This window comes from Acinetobacter sp. NIPH 1852, assembly GCF_022549455.1.
GTDB lineage: Bacteria > Pseudomonadota > Gammaproteobacteria > Pseudomonadales > Moraxellaceae > Acinetobacter.
In genome coordinates, this window is the sequence record NZ_JAKZGG010000003.1 from 104,947 (window position 1) to 126,507 (window position 21,561).

19 protein-coding genes are annotated in these 21,561 nt (G+C 39.7%); 13 read left to right on the plus strand and 6 right to left on the minus strand.

All coding sequences use genetic code 11. The features are described from left to right. The first annotated feature begins 10 nt into the window (after window positions 1–10). Together MMO38_RS03710 and MMO38_RS03715 are read left to right on the plus strand one after the other, a co-directional pair. Window positions 11–1,597, plus strand: coding sequence for an urea amidolyase family protein (locus tag MMO38_RS03710; protein WP_241322602.1), 1,587 nt, complete (start codon window positions 11–13; stop codon window positions 1,595–1,597). Further along, on the plus strand, window positions 1,590–3,317 hold the full coding sequence (locus MMO38_RS03715; RefSeq protein ID WP_241322603.1) for a biotin carboxylase N-terminal domain-containing protein: 1,728 nt from the start codon (window positions 1,590–1,592) through the stop codon (window positions 3,315–3,317). The genes MMO38_RS03710 and MMO38_RS03715 overlap by 8 nt, the downstream gene beginning before the upstream one ends. Before the next feature lie 62 nt (window positions 3,318–3,379). Here MMO38_RS03715 and MMO38_RS03720 read toward each other — a convergent pair whose 3' ends face one another. Continuing rightward, window positions 3,380–4,156 (minus strand): M48 family metallopeptidase, encoded by a 777-nt coding sequence (locus MMO38_RS03720; protein WP_241322604.1) that lies wholly within the window; start codon window positions 4,154–4,156, stop codon window positions 3,380–3,382. A gap of 211 nt (window positions 4,157–4,367) precedes the next feature. Further along, on the minus strand, window positions 4,368–5,075 hold the full coding sequence (gene crp, locus MMO38_RS03725) for a cAMP-activated global transcriptional regulator CRP (protein ID WP_005196588.1): 708 nt from the start codon (window positions 5,073–5,075) through the stop codon (window positions 4,368–4,370). Between the two features lie 146 nt (window positions 5,076–5,221). Here crp and MMO38_RS03730 point away from each other — a divergent pair, with 146 nt between their 5' ends. Beyond that, window positions 5,222–5,644: an OsmC family protein gene (locus MMO38_RS03730; protein ID WP_121929968.1), complete on the plus strand. Its 423-nt coding sequence runs from the start codon at window positions 5,222–5,224 to the stop codon at window positions 5,642–5,644. A gap of 61 nt (window positions 5,645–5,705) precedes the next feature. Here MMO38_RS03730 and MMO38_RS03735 read toward each other — a convergent pair whose 3' ends face one another. Beyond that, the gene (locus MMO38_RS03735) at window positions 5,706–6,506 is read right to left on the minus strand and encodes a M23 family metallopeptidase (RefSeq protein ID WP_241322605.1); all 801 of its coding nucleotides are present in this window, start codon (window positions 6,504–6,506) and stop codon (window positions 5,706–5,708) included. 264 nt (window positions 6,507–6,770) lie between these two features. On the opposite strand from MMO38_RS03735, the gene clpB reads away from it, so the two are divergent. After that, window positions 6,771–9,350: an ATP-dependent chaperone ClpB gene (gene clpB, locus MMO38_RS03740; protein WP_241322606.1), complete on the plus strand. Its 2,580-nt coding sequence runs from the start codon at window positions 6,771–6,773 to the stop codon at window positions 9,348–9,350. Between the two features lie 167 nt (window positions 9,351–9,517). Continuing rightward, window positions 9,518–9,952, plus strand: a complete 435-nt coding sequence (locus MMO38_RS03745; RefSeq protein ID WP_241322607.1) for a hypothetical protein — start codon at window positions 9,518–9,520, stop codon at window positions 9,950–9,952. Window positions 9,953–9,965: 13 nt separating this feature from the next. Here MMO38_RS03745 and rlmKL read toward each other — a convergent pair whose 3' ends face one another. Beyond that, window positions 9,966–12,170: a bifunctional 23S rRNA (guanine(2069)-N(7))-methyltransferase RlmK/23S rRNA (guanine(2445)-N(2))-methyltransferase RlmL gene (gene rlmKL / locus MMO38_RS03750; protein WP_241322608.1), complete on the minus strand. Its 2,205-nt coding sequence runs from the start codon at window positions 12,168–12,170 to the stop codon at window positions 9,966–9,968. Between the two features lie 287 nt (window positions 12,171–12,457). Here rlmKL and MMO38_RS03755 point away from each other — a divergent pair, with 287 nt between their 5' ends. The 5 genes from MMO38_RS03755 (at window position 12,458) to MMO38_RS03775 (ending at window position 16,845) form a co-directional block, all read left to right on the plus strand. Next, a complete protein-coding gene (locus MMO38_RS03755) occupies window positions 12,458–12,832 on the plus strand; it encodes a hypothetical protein (RefSeq protein ID WP_241322609.1) in 375 nt (124 codons plus the stop codon). Window positions 12,833–12,952: 120 nt separating this feature from the next. After that, a complete protein-coding gene (locus MMO38_RS03760; RefSeq protein WP_004671676.1) occupies window positions 12,953–13,969 on the plus strand; it encodes an aspartate carbamoyltransferase catalytic subunit in 1,017 nt (338 codons plus the stop codon). A 12-nt stretch (window positions 13,970–13,981) separates the two neighbouring features. Next, window positions 13,982–15,214, plus strand: coding sequence for a dihydroorotase (locus MMO38_RS03765; protein WP_241322610.1), 1,233 nt, complete (start codon window positions 13,982–13,984; stop codon window positions 15,212–15,214). Window positions 15,215–15,417: 203 nt separating this feature from the next. Continuing rightward, window positions 15,418–15,987, plus strand: coding sequence for a hypothetical protein (locus MMO38_RS03770; protein WP_241322611.1), 570 nt, complete (start codon window positions 15,418–15,420; stop codon window positions 15,985–15,987). 78 nt (window positions 15,988–16,065) lie between these two features. Then, a complete protein-coding gene (locus MMO38_RS03775; RefSeq protein WP_241322612.1) occupies window positions 16,066–16,845 on the plus strand; it encodes a Rossmann-like and DUF2520 domain-containing protein in 780 nt (259 codons plus the stop codon). An 89-nt stretch (window positions 16,846–16,934) separates the two neighbouring features. Here MMO38_RS03775 and MMO38_RS03780 read toward each other — a convergent pair whose 3' ends face one another. Next, entirely contained in the window at window positions 16,935–17,603 is a 669-nt protein-coding gene (locus MMO38_RS03780) for an isochorismatase family protein (RefSeq protein ID WP_121929959.1), read from the minus strand. Window positions 17,604–17,735: 132 nt separating this feature from the next. Beyond that, window positions 17,736–18,236: a hypothetical protein gene (locus MMO38_RS03785; RefSeq protein WP_241322613.1), complete on the minus strand. Its 501-nt coding sequence runs from the start codon at window positions 18,234–18,236 to the stop codon at window positions 17,736–17,738. 484 nt (window positions 18,237–18,720) lie between these two features. Between MMO38_RS03785 and MMO38_RS03790 the strand changes: the two genes are divergently transcribed. The 3 genes from MMO38_RS03790 to MMO38_RS03800 all read left to right on the plus strand — a co-directional run bounded on the left by MMO38_RS03790 (window position 18,721) and on the right by MMO38_RS03800 (window position 21,556). Continuing rightward, window positions 18,721–19,659, plus strand: a complete 939-nt coding sequence (locus tag MMO38_RS03790) for a LysR family transcriptional regulator (RefSeq protein ID WP_241322614.1) — start codon at window positions 18,721–18,723, stop codon at window positions 19,657–19,659. 452 nt (window positions 19,660–20,111) lie between these two features. After that, on the plus strand, window positions 20,112–20,753 hold the full coding sequence (locus MMO38_RS03795) for a paraquat-inducible protein A (protein ID WP_241322705.1): 642 nt from the start codon (window positions 20,112–20,114) through the stop codon (window positions 20,751–20,753). Next, window positions 20,750–21,556 (plus strand): paraquat-inducible protein A, encoded by an 807-nt coding sequence (locus MMO38_RS03800; RefSeq protein ID WP_241322615.1) that lies wholly within the window; start codon window positions 20,750–20,752, stop codon window positions 21,554–21,556. The genes MMO38_RS03795 and MMO38_RS03800 overlap by 4 nt, the downstream gene beginning before the upstream one ends. Window positions 21,557–21,561: the final 5 nt, after the last annotated feature.

Below are 21,561 nucleotides of genomic sequence, written 5' to 3' on the forward strand. Positions count from 1 at the left end.
GAGTAAGGGTATGCGATTTTTATCGGTTAATCTGAATTGTTTCTTGATTGAATTACCCAGTTTAGAAGAAACCATTGCGCTTTATCATCATTTAAAGCTCGCAGCACATCCTTATATCCAAGAATTTATACCTGCTGCACGTACCATATTGGTTTATTTTGATCCTATCTTTATTGATGGGAAAAACCTGATTCAGTGGATTTCATCACAAAAAATAGATCAGTATTCTGCAAATACCAACAAAAAAGAAGTCATCATCAATGTATGTTATGACGGCGTTGATCTTATACATGTCGCTGAATATTTGGGTATAGGCGTTGATGAGGTTATTTACAAACATACCCATTGCCATTGGCAAGTTGCTTTTATTGGCTTCGCACCCGGTTTTGCTTATTTGGTCAGTTCAGATCATCCTTTTGGAAATATTCCACGTTTAGTCTCACCACGCAAAAAAATAGCTTCACGTTCTGTAGGGTTGGCAGGTGAATATAGTGGTATTTATCCGAAAGAGAGTCCTGGCGGATGGCAGTTGATCGGACGTACAGATCAAACGATGTGGGATGTCAATCGAGAGCAAGCTGCTTTACTGTTGCCAAGTGATCAGGTGGTTTTTAAAGATATAAGCAAGCATCCGACGCAAGTCACAGTCCCTGCGACTCGTGTAGTTCCTATCAAAGTGCCACAAAATCCAGTTGTTTTCACCGTTCAAAATGTTGGCTTGCAAGTGTTAATACAAGATGAAGGACGCAAAAATGTCGCTCAACTAGGCGTTGGACAGGCCGGTGCGATGGATCGGAGCGCATTTCACTGCGCCAATGCATGTGTGGGTAATCCTAAAAATGCTGCTGTACTAGAAATATATAATGGTGGTTTACGCTTAAAAGTGATGAAAGAGACTGTTATTGCGGTAACGGGAGCTGAAACGGAGCTATGGGTAACATACGCGAACGGCTATACAGTCAAGCAACCATTATATCAACCAATTGCATTGGATCAGGGCGATGAAGTTTATCTGGCTAAAGCTCGGGCTGGGATCCGTAACTATGTGGCAGTTCGTGGTGGTATCGCTGTCGAACAGGTATTAAATAGTGCCAGTTATGACAGTTTGGCTGAACTAGGAACAATGCCCGTGAAGTTTGGAGATGAGATACGATCAGCACAATTGAAAACAGAATGTGTCGATTTAGATCAATCGGCAAATGCTTTACCCAAAGTGGGAGATCAGGTTGTAGTTGATATTGTGTTGGGACCTCGAATGGATTGGTTTACGCCAGAAAGTATTGATTTACTGCTTGAACAGCGGTGGTTGATCACGGTGGAGAGTAATCGAATTGGATTAAGGCTCGCTGGGGATAAGCCTTTACAATGTCAGATCAAACATGAGTTGCCGAGTGAGGGATGTTGCACAGGCGCGATACAGATTCCAGCCAGTGGCCAGCCTGTCTTGTTTATGAATGATCATCCGATTACTGGGGGTTATCCAGTCATTGCGGCTGTAGCACCTTATCATCTTGATTTGATCGCTCAACTTGCAGCAGGATGTTATATCCAGTTTCGCAAAATATCAGATTTCATGGATATCAAAAAAAATGTATAAGCAACACAAGTTATTGATTGCCAATCGTGGTGAAATCGCAGTTCGTGTTATTCAAGCATGTAAAGATTTAGGTATTCACACTATCGCCATCTATGCCGACGATGACATAGACAGCTTATATGTAAAACTTGCAGATGAGGCGAGGGCATTATCTGGACAAACTGCGAAAGAAAGCTATCTCGATATTGATAAAATTTTGAATATTGCAAAGCAAAGCCAAGCGACAATGATTCATCCGGGTTATGGCTTTCTATCTGAACGTGCTGATTTTGCGCAAGCTGTTATCGATGCAGGGTTGATTTGGATCGGACCAACTCCTCAAAGCATGATCAGACTAGGCGATAAAATCGAAGCGCGTAAGCTTGCCCAAGCTGTTGGAGCACCGTTGGTTCATGGTACTGAACAGCCACTTGGTTCTGCCAATGAAGCGGTGACATTTGCACAAACATACGGATTGCCTATTGCGATTAAGGCTGCTTATGGCGGCGGTGGACGTGGTTTAAAAGTGGTTAGGCAGCTAGATGAAGTCGCCGACTCTTATTCTTCAGCAGTGCGAGAAGCGCAAGCGGCTTTTGGTCGAGGAGAATGTTTTGTTGAACAGTATCTGGATAAGCCCAGACATCTGGAAGCCCAAGTAATTGCCGATCGGCATGGCAATATTGTGGTGGTTGGAACCCGTGATTGCTCTTTACAACGCCGTAATCAGAAATTGGTAGAAGAAGCACCTGCGCCATTTATTGATGACGATATTTATCAGCAATTAATACAATCTACACTCGATCTCTGTCGCGTGGCGAATTATGTTGGCGCTGGCACAGTAGAGTATTTGTTAAGCCAAGAGGGTAGGCTGTCTTTTCTCGAGGTCAATACGCGTTTACAAGTGGAGCACCCTGTCACTGAACAAACAACAGGGATTGATTTGGTTGTAGAACAAATTCGAATTGCACTGGGACAACCGTTATCTATCCAAGAAACGCCAAAACCACAAGGTCATGCGATTGAGTTTCGTATCAATGCCGAAGATCCAGCGCGAGGCTTTATTCCAACATTTGGTCACATCACTCGATTTAATCCACCTTCGGGGATTGGAATTCGTTTAGATACAGGTGTTATCCAAGGGAGTCTTGTCTCAAGTCATTTTGATTCATTAATGGCAAAACTGATTGTGACTGGGCCAACGCGTGAAATCGTCATTCAGCGTGCCAAAAGAGCATTTGCTCATTTTGAGTTAGAGGGTGTCGCATCTGTTTTGGCCTTTCATCGTGCGATATTGTCCGAACCAGACTTTATTGATGCATTTAAAGTGCATACCCGTTGGATCGAGCAGGAGTTTCAGCATAACTTTGCAATGCATCCACGCAGTAAAAAATCAGATTCATCTGTATTACAGCGCTACACAATTGAGATTGATGGCAAGCTTCATCAAGTGGGATTGCCTGTCGGATTGTTGAAAATGGCCAGTGTTACGGAGAATCATTTATCTGATGAGGCTTCATCGTCGCTGCACGATGAAAGTGCTGTTATCGCACCAATCAATGGGATTTTAAGTCGCTGGGCGGTTCAAGAAAATGCTCAAGTCGAGCTAGGTGATGTAATTGCCACGATGGAAGCAATGAAAATGGAAGTACCTGTGATTGCACATCGAACAGGTAAAATCAAAAACTTAGTGACTTTAAATCAAATGCTAGATGCGGATATGCAGATTGCGGAAATTATTTGAATTTAACGTTGTTGTGGTATAAGCCATTAAACGCCTTTTGGTGTTTAATGGCTGTAATGTGATTAACGACGGTTATTATAAATTGCCATTGCTGCTGGTAAGTTTTTGCGCATATCGCTGATACGCTGAGTATTTGATGGGTGAGTTGATAGGAATGCAGAACCACTCTTACCATCTAAACGACTCATTTTCTCCCACAATGTAATGGCTGCATTTGGGTTGTAACCTGCATGAGCCATCAGCATTAAGCCACCAAAGTCGGCACGGCTTTCTAGGTTGCGTGAATAAGGTAAACCAATACCCACTTGACTGCCCAAATTAATTGCAGCATTACCTGCTTCACCGATATTGGCACCAGCATAAGATGTACCAATACCAATTGCTAAGTTGGTCAGTGCTTGCGCACCGATTTTACTTTTCGCATGTTCTTCTAGGGCATGAGTCATCTCATGGCCCATAATTGCAGCAATTTCATCATTGGTGAGATTAAGTTTGTTCACGATACCCGTATAGAAAACAACTTTACCACCAGGTGCGACATAAGCATTGACGGTATCAGATTTTAATACAGCAAGTTGCCAGTCAAAACGTTGACCTGTTTGGTTCATTTTGTCTGCATGTGGTTTTAAACGATTAAAGACGGTATTAATGCGTTGATAAGTGGCTGAACTGGTATCAAGCTGATTTTTAGCACGAGCTTCTTGAGTCATCTTGCTGAAGCCTTGCGCAGATTGGGCATTTAAGGTTGCGCTATCAGCGCCAGCCATTTCTGCGAACGATGCACAGCCAGATATTGTCATTACAGTGACCGCACAAAGGCTCAAAGCTAACTTGTTCATACTTATTCTCTCCAAATCAGTATCTTATGAGTATCGTCGTAATTGAGGTGAATTATAAAAAATGTTGATCAGACTTAACATTCTGATTCGCTCTATAATCATTGTAATTATGTAATCACATCTACATAGATTCTGCTATTCATTTATAAACAAAGCCAGTGTTTTTACACTGGCTTTGTTTTATGTGGGGTTTGATGAATATCAAATGAGATTAATCTTCATCATCAAACTCTTCTTCAGGGAACGTATTTTCCTCTAAAGAAGCATCAAAAATTAAGATTGCTTTACCTTCGGTTTGGATCATACCTTGGTCTTCAAGTGTTTTAAGTACACGACCAACCATTTCACGGGAACAGCCAACGATACGACCAATTTCTTGGCGCGTAATGCGAATTTGGCGACCATTCGGCAGAATCATGGCTTCTGGTTGTGAAGATAAATCAATTAAACAACGCGCAATACGACCTGAAACATCAATAAATGCAAGGTCAGTGACTTTACGTGTTGTATTTTTAAGACGGCGCACAAGTTGAGCAAATACAGCATAGCTCAAATCAGGATACTGTTTGCTGAGTTCGTGAAAGTTGTCATAAGTAATTTCTGCAATTTCACAAACATCTCTGGTGCGTACTTCAGCAGTACGTTGTGGGTTTGTTTCAAACAATCCCATTTCACCAAAGAAATCCCCAGGGTTTAAATAGGCGACGACAATCTCACGCTCATCATCTTCGCGTAATATAATCGACACTGAACCCTTTAAAATTAAATACAGTGATCTTGATTCCATTCCAGCGTCAACAATCGTGGTGCGTTTTGGATATCTATTAATATGAGCACGTTTTAGCAATGCTTTTACCGATTCAGGCAGTTGGCCTGGAGACAAAGCATCAGTGCTAAGTTGTGAAAAATTTGAAGTCATGCTTAAAATTTCCGAATTTTGATAAAACCGATCGCACAGGCTCATTTGAGCTTTTTCTACACAGAAGAGATGAAATTCCTTATCAACTCATTTTATGTTAGTGTACAAGAACACAGTAAATTTATAACGTTTTTTGGGTAGTTGCAATGCAAACAAGTGTACATTGGTTAGAGAATGTTGCTTTTGAGGCAAAATCAGAAAGTGGCCATAGTGTGGTGATGGATGGTTCTGCTGAGTATGGGGGTGAAAACCGTGGTCCACGTCCTATGGAGTTGATTTTAATGGGACTTGGTGGGTGTGCTTCGTTTGATATTGTGACCATTTTAAAGAAATCTCGACAAGATGTGACGGATGTCGTGTGTGAGTTAAAAGCTGAGAGAGCGAACACGATTCCAGCAGTCTTTACTAAAATCCATTTGCATTTCATTGTGACAGGTAATGCCGTAAAAGCCAAACAAGTTGAAAAGGCCGTAGAACTTTCAGCAGAAAAATATTGTTCAGCCAGCAAAATGCTATCTGATGGTGGGGTTGAGATTACCCACGATTTTGAAATTATTGAAGCTGCATAAAGTTTTATTTTTAAGTTTTTCTAAAAAGTGATCTATTTCTATAGATCACTTTTTTTTGTTTTTATTTAAGAAACAATTGTGGGTCTACGCGTGCATTATTTAGACTCATACCCCAATGTAAATGTGCACCTGTTACACGTCCTGTTTTCCCAACTAGACCGAGTAATTCACCTTGACGAATGGTTTGACCTTTTTCCACATCGATTTTACTGAGATGGCAGAACATACTAATGAGTCCCTGACCATGATCAATCAGTACGGTATTGCCATTAAAAAAATAATTGCCAGTTTGCACAACGATACCATCGGCAGGAGCAACAACTTTTTGTCCGACGGGAGCGGGGATATCTAAGCCCGAGTGTGGTGCACGCTCTTCACCATTGAAAAACCGTTTTCGTCCGAATGAGTTACTAAACTTACCTGTGGTAGGGACGATAAATTTGGGAAAGCTTTGCCATGTGCTTTGACTAAATGAGCTATAAACCGCATTTTGTTCTTTGGCTTCGCGCGCATAGCGTTCTAATTGGCTTGGATTTGGATTGACATGATCTTGATTTTTGACGGTTAAACGTTGTTCCGCGTATTTGTATGGCTTAATGTCAATTTGAATTGGCGAGTTATTGGTATTTAAGGTCAAAGTACCAATCTGTGCAGAAAGCGGAATCCCAAAAATAGCATAGCGTTGGCCATTTTCTTGGCTGATCAACACAGGTTTTTGTTCATAATAAACTTGCGTGGTGTTTGCTGTTAGTGGAATAACTGCGATTCCGCCCGCCCGTCTTGAATCTTGTGGAAGTTGAGCGAAGGCAAAGTGAATTGGGAGTAGGCAAGCGGCTGCAAGGTAGATTTTTTTTAGAGACATAATGAACATTTTAATGAAAGTAAAAGACTTAAGCTAAAACGTTCGCCGCAAAATCACAATAAGGATTTTGTGTGAATCAGCACTGACAGAAAAACGATACAAAACAGACTTGAAAAAGAATACCAATACACCCATATTATCACTGAGTTTTATGTTTTTTATTATTTTTAAAACATTGAAAAATATATAATTTTTTATTTGAAATTTAAAAAAGCGTTCCCATCTAAGTGATAAGTTAAAAAATTGTTGTGAGGAATAACAAGAATGCGTTTTGAAAAATTTACAAACCGCTTACAGCAAGCACTCTCAGATGCACAATCATTGGCCATGGGTAAAGACCATACATCAATCGCAGGGATCCACATCCTAACGACTTTACTCGAAGAGCCTGCCAATTTGAGTTTGTTGCAACAAGCGGGTGCTCGTTTACCAGAGTTGAAGCAAAAGCTTGAGCAAGCCATACAAAATGCCCCGACTTTGGCAAATCCTACAGGTGATCTTAATCTCAACCCTGAAGCGGTAAAAGCGCTGAATTTGGCTGATCGCTATGCGCAAAAGGCTGGTGATGAGTTTTTATCAACGGATTGGGTGCTGTTAGGTTTAGCAGAAACGGGCGAAACCAAAACGATTTTAAATAGTGTTGGCGTGACTCCAGAGAGTTTACGTAAAGTGATTGAAAATATTCGAGGAAGTGACAAGGTCATGAGTAATAATCACGAAGATCAACGTGACTCACTAAATAAATATACGATTGATTTAAATGAACGTGCATTAGCTGGAAAATTAGACCCAGTGATTGGTCGTGATGATGAAATTCGCCGTACCATTCAAGTATTGTCGCGTCGTACCAAAAACAATCCTGTACTCATCGGTGAGCCTGGTGTGGGTAAAACAGCCATTGTTGAAGGTTTGGCACAACGTATCGTCAACGGTGAAGTCCCTGAAAGTTTAAAGAATAAACGTGTACTTTCTTTGGACTTGGGGTCATTGCTTGCAGGTGCAAAATATCGCGGTGAGTTTGAGGAACGTCTCAAAGCTGTACTCAAAGACCTAGCGAAGCATGACGGTGAAATTATTTTATTCATCGACGAATTACATACCTTGGTTGGTGCAGGTAAAGGCGATGGTGCAATGGATGCGGGGAATATGTTGAAACCTGCATTGGCACGTGGTGAATTACGTTGTGTGGGTGCGACCACTTTAGATGAATATCGTCAATTCATTGAAAAAGATGCTGCGCTGGAACGTCGTTTCCAAAAAGTGCTGGTCGATGAACCGAGTGTTGAAGATACCATTGCGATTTTACGTGGTTTGAAAGAGAAGTATGCCACCCATCATGGTGTACAGATTTTAGACTCGGCGATTATTGCAGCCGCGAAAATGTCGCATCGTTATATTACGGATCGTCAGTTGCCCGATAAAGCAATTGATTTGATTGATGAAGCTGCTTCACGCATCAAAATGGAGATCGATTCTAAGCCTGAAGCTTTAGATAAACTTGATCGTCGTTTGATTCAATTGAAAATGCAATTGGAAGCAGTGAAAAAAGATCAAGATGCGGGAAGTAAAGCTGAGGTGAATCATCTTGAGCAACAAATCGCGGAAAAGCAGAAAGAGTACAATGATCTAGAAGAGATTTGGAAAGCTGAAAAAACACTGGTTGAAGGTGATAAAAAAGCGCAGGTCGAATTAGATCAAGCTCGAATGGCATTGGAAAAAGCCAAACGTGAAGGCGATTTGGCAGAAGCTGCACGTTTGCAATATGGTGTGATTCCAGAGTTACAGAAACGTTTGGAGCAAGCTGAAGTTGCTGAGGAAACCGAAGAACCGAAGTTGATTCGTACCAAAGTGACAGAGAATGAAATTGCTGAAGTGGTGAGTGCTGCAACGGGGATTCCTGTCACAAAAATGTTGCAAGGTGAACGTGAAAAACTTTTGCAAATGGAATCATTCTTACATAATCGTGTGGTAGGACAAGATGAAGCGGTAGTGGCTGTATCCAATGCGGTACGTCGTTCGCGTGCAGGGCTGTCTGATCCAAATAGACCAAGTGGGTCATTCTTGTTCCTTGGGCCTACAGGTGTAGGTAAAACTGAGTTGACTAAAGCATTGGCGAACTTCTTGTTTGACAGCGACGATGCCATGATTCGTATTGATATGAGTGAGTTCATGGAAAAACATTCAGTCAGTCGTTTAGTTGGTGCACCTCCGGGCTATGTTGGTTATGAAGAAGGTGGCGTTTTAACAGAAGCAGTGCGTCGTAAACCGTATAGCGTGGTATTATTTGACGAGGTTGAAAAAGCACATCCAGATGTTTTTAATATCTTATTGCAAGTCTTGGATGATGGTCGTTTAACTGACTCACAAGGTCGAGTCATCGATTTTAAAAATACGGTGATCGTTATGACCTCGAACTTGGGTTCACAGGATGTGCGCGAACTGGGCGAGGGTGCAACTGACGATGAGATGCGTGCTGTGGTGATGAGTGCTGTGAGTCAGCATTTCCGCCCAGAGTTTATTAACCGTATTGATGAATTGGTGATTTTCCATTCACTACAAAAATCGCAGATTCGTGGTATTGCAGATATTCAATTGGATCGCTTACGTTCACGCTTGAGTGATCGTGATATGGATTTAACTGTGGATGATACTGCTTTTGATCTGTTGATCGATGCTGGATTTGACCCAATCTATGGCGCACGTCCATTGAAACGAGCGATCCAACAACAAGTGGAAAATAGTTTGGCTCAGAAAATTTTATCAGGTGAGTTCCAAGCAGGAGACAACATTTTGATCAAAGCTGAAAATGGTCATCTTGTCTTTGATAAAATGAAATTGAGCTAAGTTGAAATTTTACAAATCAGTTAAAAGATGGTGATGAAAATCACCATCTTTTTTTGTTTTGGTGCAACTTATCTGATTTTTTAAGGAATGTTTACAATAACATTGCGACTTGATGAAAAACTTGCTAGTTTCAAAGCAAATAAGAAAAAGATTCAGGATGAATTGCAATGGAAAATAAGCAACATCATTACGCAAGACTCTGTGTAATTTTGTGCATGATGGGTCTACCTGCTTCAATCGGGTGGGCAGCTCAACCGATGTCAGAGGGAACGCTCGCACTGCAAACAGGGTTAGCAAATAATATTTTGCCGAATATTATTATCAAAGCCGAACAAGATGCGATGAAACCTGAGCAAGAACGTTGGAGAGTTCAACGTGCCTTAAGTGATCGCTATTTGCGTGAAGTCAGGATTAGTACATTACTCGATAGTGTGCTATCGCCGCATGAAGAGCAAAAGAAAACTAAAGTCACTGATCCGCGAGAGAAAAAAGATGCGAGCATAAAGCCGCATACACAACCCTCTGATCGTTTTGTGGTGTATGAGTTTGATTCCAATGATAATGTTCATGGAACCGTCACCATTCATGTCAAAGAACGGTGACGGGAAGTATTATTTATACCGCAGGATGTTTGATTTTCCATGCGCGATGGATTTTTTGATTGCGCTTGAAATCTAAGCCGATGGTTTCAGAGGTAATTTCTTCAATGTCATACATCGCCTCGATTTCCTCATCCAGCTCAAAACCACGATAGTTGTTAGAAAAATACAAAGTACCTTCAGTGGTTAGGCGGTTCATGGCACGCTTTAACAGCGAGAGATGATCGCGTTGTACATCAAATGTACCGTAAAACTTTTTCGAGTTAGAGAAGGTAGGTGGATCAATAAAGATCAAATCGTATTGTTCATGACCTTCTTTTAACCACTCAAAGCAATCGCTGGCAAAGAACATGTGCTGTTCATCTGCATGATCAACCGTTAAACCATTCAATACAAAGTTTTCTTTAGACCAGTTGAGGTAAGTATTAGATAAATCAACACTGGTGGTACTTGCCGCGCCGCCTAGAGCTGCATGTAAGCTTGCTGTTGAGGTATAGCTATACAGGTTTAGGAAGTGTTTGCCACGTGCTTCTTTGGCAATTCGTAAACGCATTTGACGATGATCTAAGAACAAGCCTGTATCCAAATAATCGGTCAGATTCACCAAAATTCTTGCATTACCTTCTTGTACGATAAAACGTTTAGACGCGGTACTTTGCTTGCTGTATTGGGTCGTTCCAGCTTGTCTTGCACGTGTTTTGATAAAAATAGCATCACGGTTTAGACCTGTTACTGCGCGAATGGCTGCGAGTCCAAGATTAAAACGTTTTTTAGCTTTTTCAGGGTCGATGGTTTTAGGTGGTGCATATTCTTGTACATGCAATCTATCCCCATACAAATCAACGGCAATATTAAAATCTGGTAAATCAGCATCATAAAGACGTAAGCAATAGATGTTTTCTTTGACAGCCCACTTTTTCAATGCTTGCATATTTTTTTGCAAACGGTTGGTAAAGTCTTCGGCACCTTCAATCTTTTCAAATTGTAGCGGTTGCCAGTTTGCTAAAAATGGTTGTGCAACGCTTGCTGGTTTGATCATACCAAAACGAATGTAAATCGGTAGCTTACCGTTCATCAAACGTAAAGTTTGCGGATCATTGATAGCAAGTACATCTGCTTGTTCGATTTGTGCCGCAATCACCGCAGCAGGCTGATTTGGGAAATTCTTTTGTAATAATCCAGATAAGCCTAAGTAGAATGAACGACTAGACGCTTTATCCCCTAAGCGCTCGCCATAAGGCGGATTTGTAACGATAAAGGCTTTTTTACCTTCAGCATGAAAATCATCCCAATCGGCTAAAGTACGTTCTTCGATTTGAATTTGATCAAGTACGCTTTCAAAGCCTGCGGCAATGATATTTAGACGGGTCGCTTTGACCGCTTCCCAATCTGCATCATAAGCATAGAGTTTTGGTAGTGGGTGCGCTAAAGCCTTTTCATGGCGTTCAGTTGCTTCGTTTTTGATCGATAACCACAGTTCACGATCATGTCCATGCCAGCCATTAAATCCGAAACGACGAACCAAACCTGGCGCACGATCCGTTAAAATCATCAATGATTCAATAATAAATGTCCCTGAACCACACATCGGATCAAGAATGATATCGGGTTGATATTGTAATAATTGTGTTTTTTGTAAAATCGCCGCCGCGAGGTTTTCTTTGATCGGTGCATCGGTCATAAAATGGCGATAGCCACGTTTATGTAAGGAATCGCCCGATAAATCGAGACAGAAGGTATGTTCAGTTTTTCCTGCTAAAACATAAAGCGTAATTTCTGGCTGTTTAATATCAATACTTGGGCGTTTCCCAACAGCTTCCATAAAGGAATCTACCACGCCATCTTTGACACGTAAGGTCGCGAATTGCGTATTGACCTTAATATCTCGCTCAACATGCAGACGCACCGCGAAGGTACTTTGTGGTGCAAAAATTAAAGACCAATCGAAGCTAATCGCACCTTCAAACAGTTCTTCTGCCACATCTCGCGCATCGTGGGTAAATTCAAGTTCATGTTTATGAATCGGTAACAGTACACGAGAGGCTAGGCGAGACCACATGCAAATACGATAAGCCTGTTCAAGCGTACCTTGGAAAATTAAACGTCCAGCAAAACGTTGGATGTCTTGAACACCTAAACTTTCCAGTTCTTGTTGAAGTAGGGTTTCAAGTCCATCCGCACAGGTTACCCAGTAGCTTGTAAGACGTTGTGTTGAATTCATTCAAATTTCCAAAAGCGATTTTAGCAATCGCGTATTTTAACTGATTTTTATCAGTTCTGTCGGTTCATATTTGTGTGATTGTCAGCTTTATCATCGATAAAAAGCTATTTTTTGAATTTGGCGTCATGAGGATGCTTTAGACGATCGATTTCATATTTGTACAATATTTTAATTATTGGTACATATTTTGCTATTTAACTTAATAGATGGTCTTGTAGATCATCAGCGACTTATTTCCAAAAGCTGATGAAATTTAAGTGGTTTAATGGGGAACTTGTGGGGGATCTATGAAAGAAAATGTAAATAATGACGTGCTGGTCAATGCTGAAGCTTTTACGATTGCAACTCAAATGTATGTTCGTTTGAGACGTGTATCGAGTCGCGTGATAGATGTCATGTATCTGGTCAGCAACAAAGCGTATGCCAAACATATTGTCGATATCGCTTTGGCAACTCAAGATGCTGAATTGGAACGCTATGTTGCTCGGTTAAGTCCACTCATCGATTTATATCCTGAACCAAAAGCAGTTGTGGTGGCAGAGCAAAAAGATAACTTAGAAAATGAGCGGGTTGAGGCATTGGATATCTATTCTAGTGAGGTGACTGCTGAGGAAATCTATCAGGCTCAGGTTTCGCATCACTATATTGGTGCATTGCGATAGATCGAATTTGTTGCAACCCTCTAATTATCTGCAACATAAGGGTGAAAAGTTGTTCTGCTAAAACCCAAGAATTGGGCTACACTATGCAAGTTTTGGTGATTCGACCCATAGGAATCCTTTATGCATATTGCAGCCCTGCATCAACCAAGTCAGGTTCAATTGAATCAACAAGGAAATTTAAAGCACTTTTTAACCATTGAGGGTCTTTCCAAGGAAAGCCTGACCAAAATCCTAGATACAGCGCAAAGCTTTTTAGATGACAATAATAATTTGATCAACCGTCCGTTATTAGAAGGGCTGACGGTGATGAATCTTTTCTTTGAAAATTCCACCCGTACCCGTACCACCTTTGAAGCCGCAGCAAAACGGTTATCTGCCAATGTTTTGAACATTGATATCGCACGTTCAAGCACATCAAAAGGTGAAACCTTACGCGATACGCTTTGGAACTTAGAAGCGATGGCTGCGGACATTTTTGTAGTACGACATTCGTCTTCGGGTGCGGCGCATTTTATTGCCAAAGATGTTTGCCCAAATGTTGCCATCATCAATGCAGGTGATGGTCGTCATGCACACCCGACTCAAGCGATGTTGGATATGTTAACCATTCGCCGTGAGACTAAAAAGCCTTTTGATCAGTTGAGTGTGGCGATTATTGGCGATATTAAGCATTCTCGTGTGGCACGTTCTAATGTTGCAGCATTGCAAACTTTAGGGTGTAAAGATATCCGTGTAATTGCACCCAATACATTGTTACCTGTCGCTTTTAACGAATATGGTGAACATGTCCGTTTATTTAACCAAATGAATGCTGGTGTAACCGATTGTGATGTGATCATCGCATTGCGTATTCAAAATGAACGTATTGATTCACCAGCGCTCGCTTCACAATCAGAATTTTACAAAATGTACGGTCTAAATAAAGAACGCCTTGCTTTGGCCAAACCCGATTGTATCGTGATGCATCCGGGGCCTATGAATCGAGGTGTTGAAATTGATTCTAGTGTTGCTGATGGTGATCAATCCGTGATCCTGAAACAAGTGACCAATGGTATTGCGGTTCGTATGGCGGTGCTTGCACTAGCGATGCAAGGGCAGTTACAAGAACAAGGTTTGATTGAAGCGATTTCGCTGTAAGGGATAGATCACATGAGTATTGTAAAAATTGAAAATGTCCGTGTGCTCGATCCAATTCAAAAAACTGATCAAGTCAAAACGGTTTATATCGAAAACGGTAAATTGGTTGATGCGGTTGAACAGGTCGATGAAACCATAAATGGTCAGGATAAATGGTTGATGCCAACCATGGTGGATCTATGCGCTCGGCTACGTGAACCAGGGCAACAGCAACACGGAACATTAAAGTCCGAGGGTAAAGCCGCACGCGCCAATGGTATTTTGCATGTCATTACACCGCCAGATTCAAAGCCGATTGTGCAAGATAACGGTGCTTTGATTCATGGCTTGATTGAAAAAGCGCAACTGGATGGCGGTATTTATTTACAAATCATTGGCGCACAAACCCAAGGTCTAAATGGCAAACAACCTGCCAATATGGCGGGGTTAAAAAAGGGTGGTTGTACGGCTGTTTCCAATGCCAATGCTGCCTTTGAAAATGATGATGTGGTTATTCGTACATTAGAATATGCGGCAGGTTTAGGGTTAACTGTTGTCTTTTACGCTGAAGAGCCTCAAATCGCCAAAGATGGTTGTGTTCACGAAGGCTTCATTGCATCGCGTCAAGGCTTGCCAATGATTCCTGCAATCGCAGAAACAGTTGCAATCGCCAAATATCTTTTAATGATCGAAGCAACAGGTGTAAAAGCGCATTTTGGCCTATTGTCTTGTGGCGCTTCTGTTGAATTGATTCGTGCAGCAAAAACCAAAGGCTTACCTGTGACTGCTGATGTTGCCATGCATCAATTGCATTTAACTGAACAATTGATTGATGGTTTTAACTCACTGGCGCATGTACGTCCGCCTTTGCGCTCTGAACAAGATAAGTTGTTATTGCGTCAAGCGGTTAAAGAAGGGGTGATTGATGCGATTTGTACGCATCACGAACCATTAAGCAGCTCAGCGAAAATAGCGCCATTCGAGGAAACTCAATCAGGTATTACCGCTTTCGATACCTATGTTGGATTGGGTGTGCAACTTATTCAAGAAGGTGTATTTGAGCCATTGGAATGGGTTGAAAAGGTCACTTCGATTCCTGCACAAGTTGCCAATATCACAGATCGCTGGCAGCAAGAAGCAGGATGGGTATTGGTTGATCCTGAGTTACAGTGGACTGTAACTAAAGATACGATTATCTCGCAAGGGAAAAACACGCCATTACTTGGACAGCAGTTGACTGGTAAAGTCGTCACTACATTTGCATAAGCATAAGTCATCGTGAGCAGGGTAAGCCTTTTAGTGGGCTTGCTCTGCTGTCTAAGAATTGATGTATATATATTGTATTTAAATTTTTAAAAATAGATAAAAAACATAAAAACTATATTAAAGTAAGCAGATGAAATGAGATTCGTTTTGCATAAAATTATAAAAAAGAGATGTAAATCATTTAAATTGTTGGAGCTAATACAATGCCTATAAATCCAATGGAGTTGCTTAAACAGAAAGTTTCATCGGTGATCGTGAATGATCAAACCTGCTTGGTAAATGAAAAAAATGATGTTTTATCAAGATTTTACCCAATTCTTTTGTCTCGATTTTTAATTAAACCAGAACTTGTTGATCAACTCAAAGAACAACTTACCCCTTCAGTTTATGATCTATTTGAAAAAAATGACCAAGTAAAAAATGCACTACTTTTACGATTGGCTGCAGGCAGAGTTCCTGCGAGTGAAGTTGAAAAAACTTTAAATAGAGCCATTCCTAAAAGTCTAGCAGTACTTTCAAATGAGGTAGGCAATGATACGATGAGTATTATTTACTATCTTAGAGATCATAAAGAGTCAATTTATGCACTATTGCCGAACTGGATCAATGAAGTTTTATCCTTGGATCAACCTGCGCTAAAAGCTCGCCTAGTGCCTCCTATTTTATCCCTACCTGTTTTGCCTCAAGAGAACAAGCAGCACAAAGCTTTTCCATTTTTTGCCTTAATATTTGCTAGTTTTTCATTATTATGGCTCTATCAGATAAGTAAATAGCCATCATTTTGATTGTGGATTGATTTACGTATTTTTTATTGGCATGCTTCGGTCAGGCAATCATTTTAGATCGAGTTTATGCGAATCACATTTGTCGGTGCAGGACGAGTCGCTACGCATTTAGCAAAGGCATTTCAATCACAGCATCAAATTGTTCAAGTTTTTAGTCGCAATTTACACCACGCCCAACGATTAGCAGCACAGGTCAATGCTCAAGCGATTGATGGTGTAGATCAACTCAATCCGCAAACAGACTTAGTGGTTGTTGCTGTTAGTGATCTCGTGATACCTGATGTTGTAGAGGCAATCGCAACATATTTGCCGCAATGTCTTATCGTGCATACTTCGGGAAGTACAAATTTATCTGTCGTCGCGCAGAAGCAGCAACGTGCTGGGGTTTTCTATCCATTACAGACCTTTAGTTTTGAACGTGAAATGGATTGGCTGAAAACCCCACTTTTTGTTGAAGCCGTAACGCGTGAAGATTTACTTCTACTCACCACCTTAGCAAACAGCCTAAGTAATCGAGTCTATCAATATAATTCACAACAGCGTCAAACCTTACACTTGGCTGCGGTGTTTGCATGTAATTTTAGTAATTATTGTTATGATATGGCAAAACAAGTTGTAGATGCAGAACAAGTTGATTTCAGTTTACTATTTCCGTTGATCTTAGAAACAGCGAATAAAGCAACCCGCACTAACCCAAAGCAAATGCAAACAGGGCCAGCAATGCGGGGCGATCAAAATATTTTAAAGATGCATCAAGGATTATTGGCCCAATCTCATCGGCCAGATTTGGAAGAAGTATATAGATTGATGAGTGATGGTATTTATAAACGCCATCATTCGGATTGATTAATGCTCAAAGTATGATAATGGCATTAGATTAAAAAACCCAAATTCAATATTTGAATTTGGGTTGAATAAAAATTATAGTCTTGATCTTATTGATACTTGTCTAGATTTGTTTCTGGACCATCTTTAGCTACAGCCTGCGCCTTTGCAAAACTCTCCATTAAACATTTATACTCAGGGCATACATGATCAGCAAGAATTTCAGCAAAACGTGAACCTTCTGGACGATTCCAAGTACGCATTAACTCAGCAACAATCGCAAATGTATCAGTTGGAATTGCTCCAGCTTGTGTTACTCGAGCAATAGTTGTATCTGTGGCCATTTTACTCCAGTTTCCAGATGCATCTACTACACAATATACTGTGTAACCTTCTAGACGTGCGCTGACTGCAGGAAATGCCATACATACACTTGTAAGAGTTCCAGCAATAATTAGTGTTTTTCTGCCAGTTTTTTTAACTTCCTCTACAAATAAAGGATTATCCCACGTATTAATTTGCCCAGTACGTGGTACGTAAACAGCATGAGGAGCATGTTGATGTATTTCAGGTATTAAAGGGCCGTTAGGACCATCTGGTACAGATGCTGTTGTAATTACAGGTATATCTAACAGCGTTGCTGTTTTTGCAATTGCAATAACATAGTTACGTAAGTCTGGAACTGGTACATCTCGAACGGTATTAAACAATCCGCTTTGATGATCTATAAGTAAGATAACTGAATCATTAGGATCCAACATTCCATTAGTCGCTGCCATGAATAACACCTTTAGAGTTTATACTTACGTAGTCATAACGAAAGTTTCTGAGTTTATAGAATTTAAAAAGCGTGAATAATCAACAATATTTTTTAAGTATATGTTTTTATTCACCATTTACCTTATGATGATTTAGCCTACTGATCTTTCATGAGAATTATTTTTTATTGTCCATTTTCCACTGCTTCTAAATGAACGTGCTGAGGCATACGTATCTTCCATAAATTGGAAGTATGTAATAAGACCATTTTGTACTTTAGCTAAAATAGAGAACGGTGATGTAAATTGGTGACCTACCTCAACAGAGGTGTAGGTAAATGAACCAAATACGGCTACTGTTTCATTCTCTGAAATTAAATCTGTTACTTGGAAATCATCAACATTCCAATAAGTGCCTACATTGGAAAACGTATCAATATAGACTTGGCGCCCTTTACTGGTTCCTGCCCATGGTTCAATTTGTTTCAATTCTGGGTTGTCAAAACTTAGAGAGATATAAGTAGCATTAATATCAACTAAGGCTTCAGATACTTCAATAATAGTATCTTTTCCAGTATTGGATAAAAATGCAGTAACTACATCTTTAGGGTTTTTGGTGTCTTTTGCGATTTGTATTAACTCTTTTGAGTTCATCAGGTAAAGCCTTTTGCAAAAATAATGATTTTGAATTCTTATGCACTATAAATAATTAAACTTTATATTGCATTTTTAAATCTTAAATGAATTCATTATAAGATGTTTGAGTGATAATCTATTGGGTTTTTCATATTTAACAAACATATGCGATTGTAATGTTAAGAGAAAGCATTTTTTGAATGCTTAATAAACATTTTAAATCTATCATGTTTTTATTTCTTATTGGTTTCAATTAAGAGAACTCTTGTTTTCTAATTTTGAAACATGGCATATGAGAGATTTTATTTGATTATTCACTTAAATAGTTGTGTGCAACGTATACTGTCTGCTTATTTAGTATTTGACATGTTTTCAGTGGATTTTTTATGTTATTGATTCTTTTACAATATAAATTAATTTATTGTTTAAATTTATGACCTAAATTATCATTAATAAAATAGCAGCATATTTACGCTAATTTAATTTTAGGCTGTTGGTATTTATGAATAAGTTTGTTGATATGACAACTTTTGTTACTGTTGCAGATGTTCAAAGTATTTCTGAAGCTGCACAACGATTGGGCACTACAAAGTCAGTAGTGAGTAAACGTATAAGTCTATTAGAAACACGTTTAAATACTCAATTATTCGAGCGTGGCCGACAATTAAAAATTACTCAGTCCGGTAGTATTTTTTATGAGCGGTGTATTAATATTCTTGCAGATTTAGAACTTGCCGAGATTGAGGTGATGACAGTGAAAAGTCATGTGAAAGGTCGTTTGCGCCTTTCTGTACCCATGGCTTTTACTGAGAGTTATTTAGCACCTATACTTGCTAAATTTATCTATCAATATCCTGAATTAGAATTAGATATAGAAGCAACAGACAATTTTGTAAATCTGAATAATGAAAATTATGATGTGGCTATACGTTTAGGGCGATTATCAGAATCTTCATTGATTGCAAAAAAGATTTCTGTAAATAATCATGTACTTTGTGCAAATTCTAAATATCTTAAACAATTCGGAATACCAGAAAATCCAAATGATTTGCAGAATCATGATGGTTTACTTTATGTTCTAAGAGAACCTAATGGTATGCTACAGTTGCCAGTAAATAATCATTTGCAGTCTTTTAGAATTCGAAACCGAATGCGTACTAATAGTGGTCATCAATTGTTAGCTGCAGCTTTAGAGGGTTTGGGTATTACAATTTTGCCCACATTTATTGCGGCAGAGTATATTGAATCTGGTTCTTTATCTATTGTGTTACCCCAATACTCTCCTATAGGTGGTGATATATCTGTAGTTTATAAGCAAAGTTATCGTAATTCGAATAAAATTATGGTTCTTGTAGACTATCTTCGAGAAGCAATAGGAGATCCACCAGTTTGGGATCAACGTATAATGAGTCATTTGGAAAGTACTGGGCAACATTATTAAGAGTGCATTAAGTTCAAGTGATTATTTACATACAGTATGGTCTTAACTTGTTTTAATTATTTTTGTAATGATAAGAATTGGGTAAATATTTGGTAGAGTTTTTCCAGTTATGGGATTCCTTATATTTGCTATAAAAACTTATTGAACACAATATTTTCCCTATAGGTAAATAGGAGCTAAGATAGATTGATTAAGTGAATAGTCACCAAAATTCTAGACACATAACCATCTTTCGATAGGCCTTTTCATAATCTAATGGAGAACGTTGACCATATTTCATTAGATGAATTGTTTATATAAAACGAACAGGATATCATCAAAAAAGTATCACAATTTATCTGTATACATCTCAGTAAAATATAGCAAAATGAGTTTCAGTCTAAAAAAAATTTATAAAATGGTGTTTATGTTCTATGAGTGAGCCTTCCTCTTTTCTTCCAGTTTCTGCATCTATGAATCAACAAGTGTTAATTCAAAATGGTGATATTTCACCGCAAACTCTGGTTGCCTGTGAGGAATGTGACACGGTATATCATCGAATTCAGCTAACACAAGGTGAACGCGCTTATTGTCTTTGCTGTGGTGCTGAGCTTTATCGGCAAAGCAAACCTTTTAGTGTTTTACTGGCAATGGTAACAACAGCGCTGATTGTATTTGTGATTGCTAATAGTTTTCCTATTGTTAAGGTGGAATTGCAGGGTAACGATTCCCAGACGACTTTACTTGGTGCGGCATGGGCCATGTTTCATGCAGGGCAAGGGCCAGTAGGTGTTCTGATTCTCATCACAACTTTTGTAGTGCCATTGATGGATCTGCTATTGCTGTTCTATGTACTTTCATCAGTTCATTTTTTTAAAGTTCGGCCCCGTTATTTAGTCGCAGCATTGCGTACCTTGTTTTTATTTAGAACATGGGGAATGGTTGAAGTATTTTTGATTGGCGTACTGGTGACTTTAGTTAAACTGGTCGGTATGGTCGTGGTGATTCCAGGTGTTGCACTATGGGGGTTCGCCATACTGAGTATATTACTGGTTTATATTGCTTCAGTAAAAGTTAAGGATCTATGGGACGAGATCGACAGGACACTTCGATGAAAACGGATCAGCCTCCGCGCAATTTTTCAGAATATTCCTCTGAAGCAGCCATTGATAATTCGCTGCAATATCCAAGAGCCAAAGATTTGTCTTTGATGCTTTGTCATTGCTGTGGAACGCTCAATAAATGGGTTGCAGAGGCTGAAGAAAAACACGCTTCACATTGCTTGAAATGTCATAGTGTGCTGCATCAACGTAAACCAAAGAGTTTAGACAGAACCCTCGCTTTGGTGATTGCTGCGAGTATTTTATATATCCCAGCCAATGTTCTTCCGATGACCGTAACGGATTCTCTGTTAGGGATGCAGCAAGATACGATCATGAGTGGTGTGATCTATTTTTGGCAGAATGGGGATTATCTGGTCTCTACTGTTATTTTTATGGCCAGTATTTTTATTCCCATGTTAAAACTTTTGATTCTGTGTTTTCTATTAATTGTTGTGAAACTGCAGTCTTCTGAGCGATTGCACTTTTCACCTGAGCATTGCTCAATGCTTTATCGAATTGTTGAGTTTATCGGTCGATGGTCGATGATTGATGTTTTTGTGGTGGCTTTATTGACAGCCCTTATTCAGATTCAGTCACTGGCAACTATTCTCGCTGGTCCGGGCGCAGTTGCTTTTGGTGCAGTTGTGGTTTTAACCATGTTTGCTTCACTTAGTTTTGATCCGCGTATTATTTGGGATAATTATGCTGCTGCCCAGAGTACGCGCAACAAAAATGGGCTTTCCCTGCAAGGCTCAGACGTGATTCAAGTGGATCATCCTCCTTTGAATCATGATTTATCTAATTCCAGCCAATAAAACAA

What these genes read in the sequence shown, in the direction of transcription:
- MMO38_RS03710 (WP_241322602.1), top strand. Translation starts at nt 11, where the DNA reads ATGCGATTTTTATCGGTTAATCTGAATTGTTTCTTGATTGAATTACCC.
- MMO38_RS03715 (WP_241322603.1), top strand. Translation starts at nt 1,590, where the DNA reads ATGTATAAGCAACACAAGTTATTGATTGCCAATCGTGGTGAAATCGCA.
- MMO38_RS03720 (WP_241322604.1), bottom strand. Translation starts at nt 4,156, where the DNA reads ATGAACAAGTTAGCTTTGAGCCTTTGTGCGGTCACTGTAATGACAATA.
- crp (WP_005196588.1), bottom strand. Translation starts at nt 5,075, where the DNA reads ATGACTTCAAATTTTTCACAACTTAGCACTGATGCTTTGTCTCCAGGC.
- MMO38_RS03730 (WP_121929968.1), top strand. Translation starts at nt 5,222, where the DNA reads ATGCAAACAAGTGTACATTGGTTAGAGAATGTTGCTTTTGAGGCAAAA.
- MMO38_RS03735 (WP_241322605.1), bottom strand. Translation starts at nt 6,506, where the DNA reads ATGTCTCTAAAAAAAATCTACCTTGCAGCCGCTTGCCTACTCCCAATT.
- clpB (WP_241322606.1), top strand. Translation starts at nt 6,771, where the DNA reads ATGCGTTTTGAAAAATTTACAAACCGCTTACAGCAAGCACTCTCAGAT.
- MMO38_RS03745 (WP_241322607.1), top strand. Translation starts at nt 9,518, where the DNA reads ATGGAAAATAAGCAACATCATTACGCAAGACTCTGTGTAATTTTGTGC.
- rlmKL (WP_241322608.1), bottom strand. Translation starts at nt 12,170, where the DNA reads ATGAATTCAACACAACGTCTTACAAGCTACTGGGTAACCTGTGCGGAT.
- MMO38_RS03755 (WP_241322609.1), top strand. Translation starts at nt 12,458, where the DNA reads ATGAAAGAAAATGTAAATAATGACGTGCTGGTCAATGCTGAAGCTTTT.
- MMO38_RS03760 (WP_004671676.1), top strand. Translation starts at nt 12,953, where the DNA reads ATGCATATTGCAGCCCTGCATCAACCAAGTCAGGTTCAATTGAATCAA.
- MMO38_RS03765 (WP_241322610.1), top strand. Translation starts at nt 13,982, where the DNA reads ATGAGTATTGTAAAAATTGAAAATGTCCGTGTGCTCGATCCAATTCAA.
- MMO38_RS03770 (WP_241322611.1), top strand. Translation starts at nt 15,418, where the DNA reads ATGCCTATAAATCCAATGGAGTTGCTTAAACAGAAAGTTTCATCGGTG.
- MMO38_RS03775 (WP_241322612.1), top strand. Translation starts at nt 16,066, where the DNA reads ATGCGAATCACATTTGTCGGTGCAGGACGAGTCGCTACGCATTTAGCA.
- MMO38_RS03780 (WP_121929959.1), bottom strand. Translation starts at nt 17,603, where the DNA reads ATGGCAGCGACTAATGGAATGTTGGATCCTAATGATTCAGTTATCTTA.
- MMO38_RS03785 (WP_241322613.1), bottom strand. Translation starts at nt 18,236, where the DNA reads ATGAACTCAAAAGAGTTAATACAAATCGCAAAAGACACCAAAAACCCT.
- MMO38_RS03790 (WP_241322614.1), top strand. Translation starts at nt 18,721, where the DNA reads ATGAATAAGTTTGTTGATATGACAACTTTTGTTACTGTTGCAGATGTT.
- MMO38_RS03795 (WP_241322705.1), top strand. Translation starts at nt 20,112, where the DNA reads ATGAATCAACAAGTGTTAATTCAAAATGGTGATATTTCACCGCAAACT.
- MMO38_RS03800 (WP_241322615.1), top strand. Translation starts at nt 20,750, where the DNA reads ATGAAAACGGATCAGCCTCCGCGCAATTTTTCAGAATATTCCTCTGAA.